Annotated in this window: 6 protein-coding genes; 4 read left to right on the top strand and 2 right to left on the bottom strand. The window is 55.3% G+C overall.

Features of this window, described 5'->3' with window-relative positions; genetic code table 11:
- Positions 1–229 precede the first annotated feature (229 nt).
- From BM235_RS30855 to BM235_RS30870, 4 genes are all read left to right on the top strand, one after another.
- Positions 230–4,999, top strand: coding sequence for a carboxypeptidase regulatory-like domain-containing protein (locus BM235_RS30855; RefSeq protein ID WP_090118110.1), 4,770 nt, complete (start codon positions 230–232; stop codon positions 4,997–4,999).
- Between the two features lie 307 nt (positions 5,000–5,306).
- Complete coding sequence (locus BM235_RS30860; protein ID WP_143106759.1) at positions 5,307–7,175, top strand: right-handed parallel beta-helix repeat-containing protein; 1,869 nt, start codon at positions 5,307–5,309, stop codon at positions 7,173–7,175.
- Positions 7,176–7,329: 154 nt separating this feature from the next.
- Positions 7,330–9,813: a glycoside hydrolase family 9 protein gene (locus BM235_RS30865; protein WP_090118112.1), complete on the top strand. Its 2,484-nt coding sequence runs from the start codon at positions 7,330–7,332 to the stop codon at positions 9,811–9,813.
- 241 nt (positions 9,814–10,054) lie between these two features.
- A complete protein-coding gene (locus BM235_RS30870; protein ID WP_090118113.1) occupies positions 10,055–11,287 on the top strand; it encodes an MFS transporter in 1,233 nt (410 codons plus the stop codon).
- A 41-nt stretch (positions 11,288–11,328) separates the two neighbouring features.
- Here the strand turns inward: BM235_RS30870 and BM235_RS33045 are convergent, their stop codons facing one another.
- Together BM235_RS33045 and BM235_RS30875 are read right to left on the bottom strand one after the other, a co-directional pair.
- Positions 11,329–12,012 carry a beta-mannosidase gene (locus tag BM235_RS33045; protein WP_369803579.1) on the bottom strand — a complete coding sequence of 228 codons (684 nt, stop codon included), beginning with the start codon at positions 12,010–12,012 and terminating at the stop codon, positions 11,329–11,331.
- Positions 11,988–13,808 (bottom strand): glycoside hydrolase family 2 protein, encoded by a 1,821-nt coding sequence (locus tag BM235_RS30875; protein ID WP_369803580.1) that lies wholly within the window; start codon positions 13,806–13,808, stop codon positions 11,988–11,990. Before BM235_RS30875 ends, BM235_RS33045 begins: the two co-directional genes overlap by 25 nt.
- Positions 13,809–13,961 lie beyond the last annotated feature (153 nt).

Consider the following 13,961-nt stretch of genomic DNA (forward strand, 5'->3'; position numbering starts at 1 on the left):
GTTTTTTACGCATTTACAGGTCATCGGCTCCTCCGCGAACCGACGAAACACTTGGCTCGATCCGATGGAAAACGCAGTAAAAAGTCTTATATGCAAGTCATATGACTCCCCTATGATTGCGGATCGGGCTGCAGGATAATATGGGCGAAATCGATATTGTAAAAATGGGAAAGGAGGTTCGGCTCAGCGTTCTGCTAAGATCGAATGCCAATCGATTAGGAGGATACTCATGAGCAAACGGGTTAAAGGATTGTTGGCTTTCCTGCTTTTCGCAAGCTTGTTTTCGCAAGTGATTCCATCGGCTTCCGAAGCGGCAGTTCCCGTTACGCTGGCGAATCCCGGTTTTGAGAGCGGGCTCTCCGATTGGACGCAGTATGGCAACGTCAATATCGCCGTATCCTCGACGAATGCGCAAGCGGGCAGCAAAAGTTTATTGCTCGCAGACACGTATACGACCGGCACTTATGGCGTGAGTTCCCAACGCGTGGCCGCTTCGGCAGGCGTTATTTATCGTGCCTCGGTCAAGAGATTCCCGGAGTCGGGTGCCATCGGCAATCTTGCGCTCGCGTTCTACAACAGCGCCAACGGGACGATTCGAGAAGAACACGCGACTGCCTCCAATGTCGTCGGGCAGTGGAATGACGTCACCGTTACCTTCCAGGCTCCCGCCGGTACGGTAAAGGTCGGCGTCCTGCTCATAAGCGGCGCGTCTCAGACCGGCAACGTGTATTTCGACGAAGTGAAGCTGGAGAAGTCGAACGTCATTTCCGGACAGGTGACGCTTCAAAGCCCGGGCAGTCCGCCTGCTTGGGCAAAGGTAAATCTGTATGATGCCGCCGATTCCGGTTTTACCGAAATTTTGGCTTCCGCCTATACGGACGCAAGCAATGCGTTCAAGCTGCAGGTGCTGGACGCCGGAAACTATAAGGTTCGCGTGATTCGAAGCGGCTACGTGTCGCAAACCGCTGCCGTTCAAGTGGTCGACGGCGTCGTTTCGACGGCGAACTTTGCGCTTCAGGCTGACGGCGCCGCCATAAAACGAACGATTGCCGGAACGGTCACGAACCTTTCCGACGGTCTGCCGGTCCCAGGGGCTACCGTCAAACTTTACCTGGAGCGCGATCATGAAGCGACGTACCAACAGGCTGCGAGCGTCACGACGGATGCCGCGGGAAAATATGCCTTTCCCGCCGTGCCGTCCGATCGATACTTCGTCAAAGCGGAGAAGATCGGTTACGTCACGACGCGCGAGCCGGTATACGTATACGGCGACCCGGTGACGGACGCGAACGTGCAGCTGCCTGCCGCGCCTGAGGTATTCAACGCAACATCGATACCGAAGCCGCCATCGGACCATCCGCGGCTGTTCGTTCGCCCGGGAGATATCGATACGATTAAAGGCAAGCGGACGAAGCCTTTTTTCCAGGAGAGCTTCGACGCATTCGACGCGCAGCGCGACGATCCAGGCTACACGGCCCGCAGCCAGCTCAATACGTCGACCAACACGTTCACTTTTCCGACCGTTCAGCAAGCGCGCTATATCCGTCTCGAAGGACGCGGCAACATCGGCATAACGGCCTCAAGCCAGAAAGGCATCGCGATCCGCGAAGTCGACGTCTTCAAGAGCGGTTCGGGCGGAGCTCGCCAGCTGGTGTCGACGACGATCGCGGTGTACGGAAACCCCGGTTACACCTGCGGCGGAACACTATCAAACGCCATAGATAACGATTCGACAACGCATTACTGCAATCCAAATGCAGACGGAACCCTCACGCTCGATCTGGGCTCCTCGATGAGTATCCATTCGCTGGACATCGCTTTCTACAAAGAGACGGAACGGGTCTACTTGTTCGATATCAAAGTTTCGCAGGATAATTCGACCTGGCAGCTGGTCGACCTCGGCATGGGATCGTCGGACTCTGGGGAGCTGCCGGCCGTTCCCGCGAACTACAGCAATGTCGTCGGCGCCGTGCTGCTCCATGCGAACGCGAACGCCTTCGCTTATCTGCTCGACCCGGTTCAATCGCATGCGAACGGCGAGAAGGCCGTCGATATGGCGCTCCATATCGCAAGCTCCGCGCAATATCCTTTATCCGACAATAATGGCATTACGGGGCCGTTATTGGAGACGATGGCGTTGGTCTACGATTGGTGCTACGACCTGTTTGATAATTCTCAAGAGCGGGATCAGATCTATAACGCCATTCTTCGGTTTGCCGGCGACATGGAGATGAAGTACAATGCGACCGGAACCCCGATCTTCCAATCCGACTTATTAGGAACCGGTCACGGCGGCGAAGGCCAATTGTTCCGGTATTTGCTGGGCGCGGCGATCGCGGTTTATGGCGAGCATCCCGACATCTATGATCGCGTTGTCCCCTTGATCTACAACAATGCGGTCCCCGTGCGCAACTACTTCTACGAATCGGAATCGCACCACCAAGGCGAGTCTTATACGGGAGCCCGGTACAGCAATGAATTATGGATGTCGATGCTGTTCACCAAGATGGGCTTGAACAATCCGTTTAACGGCAGCCAGCGCGATGTTCTGCTCAAGACGATTTACTCCCGCCGGCCCGACGGACAGAAGCTGCGAGACGGCGACGGGTTCAATTCGGTGTACACCTACCTGAACACCGTCTGGAAGGACCAGACAACCGACATGCTGGCGGCATCCTTATTCGACAATCCCTACGTGAACCATGAATTCATCGAAACCTACGAGCCTGGAAAGATGCCGATCTACGAGATTTTATTCCTGAAGGATAATCTCGCGACGAAGTCGCCGGACGATCTTCCGCGCAGTCACTACTTTAACGATCCGGAAGCGTCGATGATCGCCCAAACCGGATGGGACGCCGTCGATGCCGTCAACCACAATTCTCCGACGGTCATCGCGGAGATGAAGATCGGCAACCGCCGCTTCGGCAATCACGAGCATCTGGATTTCGGCAGCTTCCAGCTTTATTACAAAGGCGGGCTCGCCATCGATTCCGGCTTGTACGAGGGATCCGGCGGCGCTTACAACAGTCCGCATGACGTTAATTACCATAAACGGACCATTGCGCACAATGCCATGCTCGTCATGGATCCGAACGAACGGTGGGGCGGCAACGACGGCGGGCAGCGGTGGCGCGACACCGGACCGGGGCGTTCCGGCATCGACGCGCAGACCGTGCAGGACGTTTTCGGCAGCAACTACAAGTTCGCGGAAGTGCAGGGACGCGCTTTCGGCCCAGATTTGATCGTGCCGAATTATACGTACATCAAGGGAGACTTGTCGTCCGCCTACACGGACAAGGTGGAGCAGCATCAACGGTCGATGGTTTTCCTGAACTTGAAGAACGGCGCCCATCCGGCCGCGATGATCGTCTTCGACCGTGTCGTAGCCTCGGACCCGAGCTTCAAGAAATATTGGCTTCTGCACAGCATTGATGAACCTAATGTCAATCCAACGACCAAGACGACGACGATCACCCGCGCGACCAGAGGCGACACCGGCAAGCTCGTCAACCAAACGCTGCTTCCTGACAATGCGCAGATCGACAAGGTTGGCGGTCCCGGTCACGAATTCGACGTGTTCGGTACGAACTATCCAAGCACGCCGCTATATACGACAACATCCGATGAACAGGGCGCATGGCGTATCCAGGTGACGCCGTCGAATTTGTCTGCGCCTCAGAAGGAAGATTTATTCCTGAATGTCATTCAAGTGATGGATAGCGTCGGGAACCCCGCACCTTCGCCGTTGCCCGTTCAGAAACTGACCGCCTCGCTCGCGGTAGGCACGCAGACGGATGCCGCCGCTATGGTAGGCGCGCAGTTGGCCGATCGCGCGGTTCTGTTCAGCGCGTCCGGGAAGCGCTTGTCCGGAATCGTCACCTTGACGACTACGGGAAGCCAGGCGAACGTGCAGTATGTCGTCACGGACTTGCAAGCGGGAACGTGGAAAATAACAGGCAATGGCGTGGAAACCTACGGTTACGTCAGCGAAGAAGGCGGAGCGCTGTACTTTACCGGCGCGCCGGGGACGCATACGCTGACTCGAATGTTAAATGTCGCCATGACGCTGACCAACCCCGGATTCGAAAACGGCCTGACCACCGGTTGGACGCAGTATGTCCCAGCCAATCCTGCCGTAGCGTCCTCGGATCAAGCTTATTCGGGAGCCCAAAGCGTACTGCTCGACGACGTAAAGGTAACCGGAACGCCCCATGGCATATATGGCGTAAGCTCCGGGCGGTTTCCCGCTTCCGAGGGAGAAGTGTATCGCGCCTCGGCCAAATCGTATCTGGCGTCCGGAACAAGCGGGAGGCTCGTACTCGTCTTCTATAACAGCGCCAATCAGACCCTTGCGGGCGGGGAGATTCCCGAGCCCGTTCAGACCGCTGCCGGGCAGTGGAATACCGTGACCGTGATCGGCAAAGCCCCCGCCGGTACGGCGACTGTCGGCATCCGGCTATTAAGCGGCGATACGCAAATAAGCAAAGTGTATTTCGACGATGTGGCGCTAGAGCGAGCCACGCTTGTCAATCCCGGATTCGAGAGCTCCGAGAGCGACCCTTACGGACTTTATGGGTGGACGCAGTATGTCGCAGCCAATCCTGCCGAAGTCTCTACGGTTCGATTCCAGTCAGGAAGCAAAAGCGTGCTGCTCGACGATCAGAAGGACGCCGGCACGACGCCGGCGGGCATCTATGGCGCGAACGCTCAAAGCGTGGCCGCCTCGCCGGGAGAGAATTATCGTGCCACGGTCAAATCTTACCTCGAGCCTGGCGCTTACGGCGTTCTTGTTCTTGTCTTCTACAACAGCGCCAATGGGACCGTTGCGGGCGGGGAGGTACACAAAGCCGTAACGGGAACCGCCGGTCAATGGAATGAGGTGACCGTTACCGGTCAAGCCCCGCCCGGTACGGCGAAAGTCGGCATCCGGCTCATCAGCGGCCACACGCAGAAAGGCAAAGTTTATTTCGACGATGCGGTGCTGGAGAGGCAGTAGAGAAACTAAAACACAGCAGACGGGAAGCACTGTCGCCAGTGCTTTCCCGTCTGCTTTTTCTATTTTTACGACGACGATACGCGCTAGATCCATACGAAAGGGAGCCGCCTTAATTTCCTCCATGAAATCGAAAGTTTGACGGGGACCATTTTGATAGCGTTTCCATTAAGATGAAGGCGATTCATATCCTTGCGTTCGATAAGGCAGGTGATCGCCCCTCTAAACGATTGAGCAGATTGCATACAGCTGTCCCGAAACCAAAAGCGTCAGGCAGGGCTTGCATGAACGATCATTTGAGGAGGAATGAATGATGATCATCGTCCGTAAATGGAAAAGCAAGAGCTTTAAGCCGACCTGTCTAGCCTTACTTTTATTCGTATTTGCGTTAGGTTCTATTGTCGTTCCGCAGCCGAAGGCTGCTTCTGCCGCAGGTACGACCTATTATTTTTCCACATCGGGAAACGATGCCAATAACGGTACATCCCCCTCGACGCCAAAACAATCGATATCGGCAGCGAACGCACTGCTGACGCCTGGGAATACGATTCTTTTTAATCGCGGAGATGCTTGGTACAGAAACAGTGTGAACGGCTCCGGAACGAATATTGGAGGCTCGATCAATTTACACGGTAAATCCGGAACCGTCACCGATCCCATCTTGATCGGAGCGTACGGCAGCGGAGCGAAGCCCATTATTTCGATCACGTATTTAATTAGCAATACCGGGTGGGTGTCCGATGGCGTTAACCGGTGGAAGCATTCCATTCCCACGAGCGGAATCGGCACGCTTCGCTTGTTCGTCAACGGCATCTCCAAATTCAAGGTGAATACAATCGATACGACCGCAAACGAAACGGCAGTCGACCAACCTTACGAATGGTACGCGAATAGCGGCTGGGTCTACGTCGGCTCCACGACCGGCGCGCCGCAAAACGTAGAGCTGACCGGCAACGATATTGTCCCTGTTTTGATGAAAAACACGCATTATGTGACGATTCAGGATCTGGACATTAAAGGGGGCGTCGTCGATATCGACGCGCCGAGCTCCCATATCACGATCAATAATAATACGATCCGGCAAACCGTTCAGAACGGGATTCGTGCTTTTAATAGGGATCCGTTAACCGCTAGTAATCCCAATCCTACCCAGCAGCAATGGGATCAGTACGTGTCCGACCTAGTCATAACGAACAATGTGATCGACAAGGTGTGGTCGCATGAAGAGAATTATACGAACAACGTCCCCTATGGCGGAGAAGGCATCAGTCTCCTCGATGCGGTTGAAGGCGGACTCATTAGGGGAAATACGATCCTTAATTTCGGTCATGGCGGCATTTCATTGGAAACAAGTTTATGGCAAGGCACGAACCGAACACATGGCGTTCACAACGTGATTGTCGAATTGAATGACGTGTCGTCAGGCAACTCCGACTATATGCATGCCTTTGGCGTAATCGGATTACCGGGTAAAACGACCAACAATATTATTCGGCGAAACTATTTTCATGATTTCCAAGCCACAAGCCACGTTGGAGGAAAGGATAATCAATTTTACAGCAATATTTTTGTCGGGATTACGGAAACCCCTAAGCCGACAAAGCAGCCCTATGCGATGGACGTCGGCCCTTGGCCGGTGCCTGAAAAAGGCAGTACGGCAGTAACCGATCTGGAATCTCAAGATTTGTTTATCGTTAACAATACGATTGTGGATACCGATGGGTATGCGATTGAAGTGAGGGACTACAATAATACGAAAGGCAGCGTAAAGAATATACAAATCGCCAATAACCTTATTGGACAATACGCTAACAAAACAAATTATCTGCCAGTGGCGTTGAATGTTTCAAACGAGGTGACAGGGACGCTTACCGTGAATAATAACGCGTTCTGGGATTCCAGCACCACAGTGGCTCGCTACAAAAATCTCGCAAACGCTACGGTCGCCAATCTGAATGCGTGCGAAACGACGTACCCGTCAGACACCTGTAATAATAACGCGGCAGGCGACCCTCTATTCGTCAATTATGCAAATCGCGACTTTCATTTGACTGCCGCCTCGCCATTTAAAGCTGCCGGTTCGAATGCCTATATTGCGGCGTTCGGCAGCGGCTTCGTCGATTACTACGGCAACCCATGGAACTCGGCGAGCCCGAGCATCGGCGCGATCCAGTATTAAGCGGCTGCTGGGAATAAGCTAGCGTTATCGCAAAGAAGACCGCCGTCAAAAGCGGTCTTTTTGCGATTCATTCGCTTTTCCCGTTAATTACCTATGCATGAGGGCATGGCTATATTATCATCAAGGTCAGAAATCCAGAAAAGGAGTCGACTTCATGGAAAAAGGAAACGGCCGCACCGCCTCAGAGAGCAAGGGGTTCCACTTAAATCGCGCATCCGGCTATTTTGAAAATCAGGGCGTGAACGTGATGGCCTTCGACGATATATATCCGGAAGGGCATCAGTCCGGCGTAAGTATCCTTATGCACGGCAATCGCGTCGCTACGAACGGCGATATCCGGTTCGAGCAGACGCCGGGACAATGGCAGCCGGTACCCAAGCAGGGCAAGCGCGAGCTGGATGAAGCGGCGAATACGATCGTCACTTCGCTCCGTTTTCCGGACAAATCGAAACACTTAAAAGGCTTTAATCCGATGATCTATCCGGATTTCGAGTTTAATTACAACGTGATCGTCCAAGGTGAAGGCACGTCGGTCAAAGTGACCGTCGATTTGGACAGACCGATCCCGGACAAGTTCGTCGGCAAAATAAGCTTTAACCTGGAGTTGTTTCCCGGCGCGTTATTCGGCAAGCCTTGGATCATGGACAACAGATCCGGCATTTTTCCGGAGCAGCCGAACGGCCCGGTTTTGTCGCTGCCGACTAATCACGCGCATCCCGGGAACTTCAGCGAGCCCGATGCGAAAGCGGATCTTAAACTTCTGACAGGCGACAACGCGGGATATAATCCGATGATCGCCGACGATCTCATCGCTCAGCCGTATGCCGTTGGAAAACGTTTTACTGTGCGGCCCGAAGATCCGTACAACCGCTTCACCATCGAAAGCAATGGGACAGCGCTCAAGCTATACGACGGACGCATGAACCATAACAACGGCTGGTTCGTGATCAGCAGCGAAGTACATGCCGGAGCCACTAATCATGCGATCGAATGGGTCATTACCCCTAACGTCGTGGAAGACTGGCTCTCTCCAGCCGTCGTTCAAACTTCGCAGGTCGGCTATCATCCCGGCCAGTCGAAGACGGCTATCATTGAGCTCGATCAACGCGAAAGCAAACGCGAAAAACTGTCGCTATTCAAAATAACGGAGACCGGCGAAAAAGAAGTTTTCTCGGCGGACGGAGAGGAATGGGGCCAATTCCTCCGGTATCGCTACCTAAAATTCGAATTTACGGAGATCAGGGAGGAAGGGCTGTACAAAGTTCAATACGGATCGTCGCAGTCGTCCATCTTCCGGATCGCCGGCGATATTTACGACCGAGGCGTCTGGCAGCCGGTTCTTGAATATTTTCTTCCCGTCCAGATGTGCCATATGCGGGTAAGCGAAAAATACCGCGTCTGGCACGGCGATTGTCATGAACACGATGCCAGGATGGCTCCGGTCAATTTGAATCACTTTGACGGCTATGAACAAGGCCCGTCCACATTGACCGACTGCAAACCGGGTGACTTCGTGCCGGGTCTTAACGTGGGCGGTTGGCACGATGCCGGCGATTTCGACCTGCGGATCGAGTCGCAGTCCGGCGAATTCTATACGCTGGCGCTCGCGTACGAGTCTTTTAATGTCTTCTACGATGCGACGACGATCGATCAGGACAAGCGAATCGTCGAAATCCACCAGCCTGACGGCAAAAACGACATCCTGCAGCAGATCGAGCACGGCGTCTTGTCCGTCGTGGGCGGCTATCGCGCATTGGGGCGGCTTTATCGGGGGATTATCGAAAACGACCTTCGGCAATACGTTCACCTTGGCGACAGCGCGAGCATGGCTTCGGAACGCTGGGTTTTCACCGAAGACAATCCGACGCGGGAATTGACGACTGCCGCTCATCTGGCAGCCGCTTCGCGCGCCTTGATCGATTTTAACCCTGTTTTAAGTCAACAAGCCTTGCAGGCCGCCGCCGAGCTATTTAAGATAACGGATGGAAGCGGCAATGCCAGGACGGCAAAGGTTCATGCCGCCGCCGAATTGTTCGTGGCGACCGGAGAAGAACAATATAAAAACCATTTATTGTCGGAAGCCGATTTTATCGTCGAATCGATCGCCCAGGTGGGTTGGTTTGTCGCTCGCGCCGAAAAGGCGATGAATGATGCCGGCTTCACGCAGAGGATTCGCGATGCCTTGCCGGCCTTGAAAGAGCAGTTTGCGCGCCAAAGCGCCGAGACGCCTTACGGGATTCCGTATCGTCCCCATATCTGGGGAGCGGGTTGGGGGATCCAGCAGCAGGGCTACGAATACTATTTCCTGCATCGGGCGTATCCCGACCTTTTCGATCCCGAATTGATCTTTAATGCCCTTAACTTTGTTTTGGGCTGTCATCCGGGCGCCAACACGATGTCGTTTGCGTCGGGCGTAGGCGCCACTTCGGCAACGGTAGGATATGGTCTCAATCGCGCCGATTGGTCCTATATTCCCGGCGGCGTCATATCGGGTACTGCGCTGATCCGACCGGACTTCCCCGAGCTGCTGGTGTTCCCTTATTTGTGGCAGCAGGTGGAGTACGTACTGGGAGGCGGCTCTTCGCACTTTATGTTCATCGCCTTGGCGGCGCAGCAGCTTACGAGCGGTAAATCGTAAACGAATACAAAGGATTGTACGCCACAGCATCGAATCTACTTTCGAATGCGCCGCAGAGAGGGGATCTCTGCGGCGCATTTTTTTGCGATTTAAAGTTTGAATGATTGAATTGGATTTATCGATTAGTCAATGGTTTCCATGTAGACGTACAATGGATTAAATCTACTAAAGCAATGGCTCTACGACGTTCGTGCTCGGCGGCGACTTCAGGCAGAGCGAAAACGAACAGGAGGCTGCCGTATTGCCCGATTGGAAGCGCAACATGTACGTGCTTTGGTGCGGCCTGTTCATCAATGGCATGGCGGCCACGCTGTCTACGCCATTTTACCCTTTGTTCCTGCGACAGGACCTTGATGTCCATCGTCATGTCGAGACGTGGGCAGGCATCGCGATCTCGATCAGTTTTTTGGTAAGCGGCTTATGCGCGCCGTTCTGGGGCTCGCTCGCGGATCGCTTTGGCAGCAAGCCGATGCTGATCCGGTCCGGATTCGGGCTCGGGTTGGCTTTTATCGCGAATGTATTCGTCTTTGATCTCATCTCCTTTTTGGCCGTTCGAATCTTCCAAGGAATCATGGCCGGCTTCTATCCGGCATCGATGACGCTGGTCGGCACCAATACGCCGGAAAAGCATGTGGGCTACGCACTTGGCGTCATGTCGACCTCCACGGCCGCAGGGAGCATCATCGGCCCGCTGGCCGGCGGCTTGGTCGCCCAATCGGTCGGTCTACGGGGATGCTTTATCCTCTCCGGTGCGCTCATGATCCTATCCGCCTTGATCGTCATCGGCGTTCGGGAGGCCACCCGAAGGCGCGATACGGCTAGAGCCTCCATTCGGCAAGATTTGCGGCAGGCTGCGCGGACGCCCATGCTGCTTCGCATCTATGGCATCATCGTGATCGTGACGGTGTCCACCTACATGCTGGAGCCGCTGCTGTCTCTCTATGTCGTCGAACTCGGCGCGGACGAGCGTCATGCGATGCTTAGCTCAGGATTCGCGTTCTCCGCCGTAGGCCTGGCTACAGTACTGACCGGCGCCTTCTGGGGACGAATGGGAGGGCGCCGCGGCTTCGACAAAACGCTGATCATCGGCCTCGTCGGCGGCGGCATCGGCAGCTTGCTGCAAATGCTTGTCCCCGGCGTCGCGGCATTCACCGGCTTGCGCTTCGGCTACGGTCTTTTTTATGCGGCCGTCTTTCCGTCGCTGAATGCGCTCATCGTGCGATTTGCCGACAGCGATTTTCGGGGAAGAGCCGTTAGCCTGAGCCAATCGGCGAATATGCTCGGCTTTGTGCTCGGGCCGCTGCTTGGCGGAATCGTGGGCAACGCGTTTGGAATCTCGCTCGTCTTTGCGTTGACCGGAGGCGTTCTGCTCGGCGCAGCCTGGTTCATTCATGCCAGCAGATTCGATCGGGCGGCGGCCGCGCGAACGGGCGTAATCGCTGGAGAGCCCGCGCAGACTGCCAATTCGATTTAGCTGCTTTTCAGGACTGATCGTTTAGAAAGGAACGATCGCGCTCAGGCGTACGTGTCGAACAAACTGCGGACGACGAGTTGCTCGCGGAATTGCGGCAGACTAAGCGGCGTAGACAGGCTGCTCTTCGGTACGATTACCCTTTTGGTGCCGGACGCCGACAGATCGAAGATGTTGTCGCTCCAAGTGGCGTCCGCATCGCGCAGATCAACAGACACGAATTGGGCGAAGGCTTCGGCGCTGAGGCTGACGACGTATTCGTCTTCCTCTTCAGCGACTGCAGCGACGATGCGCGGATCCAGGTATTCAAAGTGCTTCGACTTGAGAAACAATACCGAACCTCCGCTTACTTCCCGGCCTTCTGCTGTCAGCGTAAACGCCAGGTAACGGCGGCGCAGCTTGTCCGGCGTATCCAACTCGTCAGCTAGTTCGAGCGCGACAGCTTCCCGAGAAGAGAGCGGGTCCACGAGGATCGGCATTTCTCCGGTTAGAATCGGTTCAGAGCGGTGATCGAGCAGCGACCAGCGCAGTTGTCCCTCGAAGCGCGCGAGCGAATCGTTCGTTATATGCAGCGAAACGTTTGTCCCTTGCTCGCAAGCGGAGACCAGCACCGGAGCGAAGAAACGTTTCGCGGCATGCTGCGTCGCCTTCCAGCGGCCGAAGTAATCGATGCTTGACCATGAGGCGCCTGGCCAGATGTCGTTCAGCTGCCAATAGATCGCGCCCATGCACCGGCCCGATTGCGGCGCCAGTGCTCGACGCCGACGCGCATGCCTTCGGCCTGAATGAGCTGGGAGACGTACAGCAGCGATTCGAAATCTTTGGGGTATTTGAAATATTCGCTGATATAGTAAAGAATCTTCTCGTTGCCGGTGCCGTTCTTCTGATGCGCTTCCATGACGTAGGAGAAGATGTTGCGGTCCTCCGGCAGCGTAAACGTCTCTACCGTCTTGAGCGAAGGGAAGGACTGCAGCCCGAATTCGGACATGAACCGCGGGAAAAGCGTCCGGTATTCGGCAATCGGCTTTCTGCCGTGCCAGACGTCCCAGTAGTGCATATCCCCGACGCTTGCCAGGTTCGGTTCGTCGATGCCTCCGTAGGATGAGGGAGAAGAACGCCAATAGAACGTGCCGGGATCGTGCTCCGCGTTCAACTCGGGCAGGAACTGCTCGAATTGGCGCAAGTAATCTTCGCGTTGCTTTTCGCCGTATCGCTCCGTCCAGCCCCAATTCGCCCAGGCATATTCAAGCTCGTTGTTGCCGCTCCAGATGCCGAGCGAGGCATGATGCCGAATGCGCTTCACGTTGTCGATCGTCTCCCGGCGAATGCTCTCCCGGAAAGCGTCGTTGAAATCGTATGTGCCGCACGCGTATAAATGGTCCTGCCAGACGATCAGACCGAGTCTGTCGCAAGCGTCGTAGAACGAATCGTCAGGATAATAGCCGCCGCCCCAAACGCGAATGCAGTTGAAGTTCGCTTCCGCGCAGCTTTGCAGCAGCCGTTCCGTCCGAGCGGGGGTGAGCCGGCCGAAAACATTATCCTCCGGTATGTAATTGGCGCCCATGGCGAAGATGCCGCGGCCGTTGACGACGAATTCGAACGATTCGCCCCATTCGTCCTTCTCCTGCCGGACGGTAAGCGTCCGCAAGCCGATCCGGAGCGTCCGCTCATCGGCAACGCCCGCTTCGCTTTGAAGGATGACCCGGAGCGTATACAACGGCTGCCGACCATAGTTGTGCGGCCACCACAGCTCCGGATTCGCGATGTCGAAGCTGAGCAGCGCGCCTCCTAAAGGAGCGGCCTCAGCAATGGCTTTGCGCTCTGAAACGGTGCCGTCCGGCGCCTCTAACACAGTATGAACGGTCAGTTCGGCGTTCGGCAGCCATCGCTCTACATCGATGCGGACATCGAGACGGACTGCGTCGGCCTCGTGGTCCTGCGTAATGTAGACATCATCGATTCGCCCCCGATCGTAACCGCGGATCGAGATATCCCGCCAGATGCCGGCATCCGGCAACTTCGGCCCCCAATCCCAGCCGAACATGCTATGCGCCTTACGAAGATGGGAGATGCCGGGCACGGCGTCGGCGCAGCTCGACAGATGGAGCTCCTTGTCCTTATCGATAGCAAAGCGCGTCGCCGAGCGGATGACGACACGAATTTCGTTCAAGCCGGCCCGAAGCATCTCCTTGACGTTCGTCTCGTACGTCCGGTGCATATTGTCGGCGTCCAGCGCGAGCCTGCCGTTAATGAAAACCTCGCACAGGGTATCCAATCCTTCGCAGCGGAGCAGGACGACATCGCGCGCAAGAAGGGCCTCGTCCGCCTCGAAGCTTCGCTCGTATTCATAATCGAACTTGGTCAGCTCGAGCGCGGCCATCTCGTTATCGCGATAGAAGGGATCTTCCATTTTGCCTGCCCGCAGCAGGTCATTGAAGACGGAGCCGGGAACGACGGCGTCGATCCATTCGTTATCGTCGGTTCGCTTCATTCGCCAATCGCCGTTAAGCGTCAGTAACTGCATTTCATTGCCTCCCGATTTCCTTTTCATAAATTGTGCTATTCCCGTATGCCAATCGTCCCGGCGGCGGAATAGACCGACAGGAATTAGCTAGATCATAGCATCGGAGGCTTAGGTCGTCTTGTATTTTATAAGCAAGTTTTTGTGCTATATTAA

It is taken from the genome of Cohnella sp. OV330 (assembly GCF_900112065.1).
Classification (GTDB): Bacteria; Bacillota; Bacilli; order Paenibacillales; family Paenibacillaceae; genus Cohnella.

What these genes read in the sequence shown, in the direction of transcription:
- BM235_RS30855 (WP_090118110.1), top strand. Translation starts at nt 230, where the DNA reads ATGAGCAAACGGGTTAAAGGATTGTTGGCTTTCCTGCTTTTCGCAAGC.
- BM235_RS30860 (WP_143106759.1), top strand. Translation starts at nt 5,307, where the DNA reads ATGATGATCATCGTCCGTAAATGGAAAAGCAAGAGCTTTAAGCCGACC.
- BM235_RS30865 (WP_090118112.1), top strand. Translation starts at nt 7,330, where the DNA reads ATGGAAAAAGGAAACGGCCGCACCGCCTCAGAGAGCAAGGGGTTCCAC.
- BM235_RS33045 (WP_369803579.1), bottom strand. Translation starts at nt 12,012, where the DNA reads ATGGGCGCGATCTATTGGCAGCTGAACGACATCTGGCCAGGCGCCTCA.
- BM235_RS30875 (WP_369803580.1), bottom strand. Translation starts at nt 13,808, where the DNA reads ATGCAGTTACTGACGCTTAACGGCGATTGGCGAATGAAGCGAACCGAC.